The sequence below is a fragment of the Shewanella electrica genome, assembly GCF_022321485.1.
GTDB classification, from domain to species: Bacteria; Pseudomonadota; Gammaproteobacteria; order Enterobacterales; family Shewanellaceae; genus Shewanella; species Shewanella electrica.
In genome coordinates this window covers 1-265 of sequence record NZ_JAKOGG010000361.1, presented here as the reverse complement: position 1 = coordinate 265, position 265 = coordinate 1, and the positions used below count along the sequence as shown (strand labels likewise).

The window sequence follows — 265 nt, the reverse complement described above, 5'->3', positions numbered from 1 at the left end:
CTAGATTTTTTATCAAATTAGTAGTATTTATTCACAAAAAGCAAAGCTTACGTAGTTAACTCGCCTGAACTATTGGCAGTGATATTGTCATGAGCATGACAACCGCGAAAGTGGGTGTACTGATTGATTCCGAACCCGGAATCGAACCAGGGACACGCGGATTTTCAATCCGCTGCTCATACGTCACCTTTTTGTACTGATTTATAATGTGTTGATGAAGAGATTCTGCAGGACTTTTTGATTGAAGCCGGTGAGATTCTTGAAT

Annotated in this window: 1 protein-coding gene; it reads right to left on the bottom strand. The window is 40.0% G+C overall.

The features are described 5' to 3' along the window. Positions 1 to 55: 55 nt before the first annotated feature. Positions 56 to 265, bottom strand: a 210-nt coding sequence (locus L9G74_RS20900) for a hypothetical protein (protein ID WP_238898677.1), incomplete at its 5' end; no start/stop codon positions are given.